The organism is Paracraurococcus lichenis (genome assembly GCF_030657435.1).
Lineage (GTDB): Bacteria > Pseudomonadota > Alphaproteobacteria > Acetobacterales > Acetobacteraceae > Paracraurococcus > Paracraurococcus lichenis.
In genome coordinates this window covers 1-335 of record NZ_JAUTWS010000550.1, presented here as the reverse complement: position 1 = coordinate 335, position 335 = coordinate 1, and the positions used below count along the sequence as shown (strand labels likewise).

Annotated in this window: 1 pseudogene; it reads left to right on the top strand. The window is 70.4% G+C overall.

The features are described 5' to 3' along the window. A pseudogene (locus Q7A36_RS41195) lies at window positions 1-335 on the top strand (IS110 family transposase); the annotation flags it as partial.

The following is a 335-nucleotide window of genomic DNA, read 5'->3' as shown; positions in this document are numbered from 1 at the left end:
TCTGGCTCGTCGCCGCCCGGCTGCCTGGCGCCGAAAAGTCGCGACTGCACCGCATCGAGGGTGGCGACACGGCCGGGTTGCTGGCGCTGCTGACAGACCTGGGTAAGCAGGTATCGACCAGGCTGGGCCGTGCCGTCGGCGTGACGTGCTGCTTCGAGGCGGGCCGGGACGGCTTTTGGCTGCATCGTTTGCTGACAGCGCACGGCGTCGCGGCCTACGTTCTCGAGCCGACCAGCATCCTGGTGAACCGGCGGGCGCGGCGGGCCAAAACCGACCGGCTCGACGCAGAGGGCATGCTGCGCGTGCTGGCGGCTTGGCTGGACGGCGACCACCAG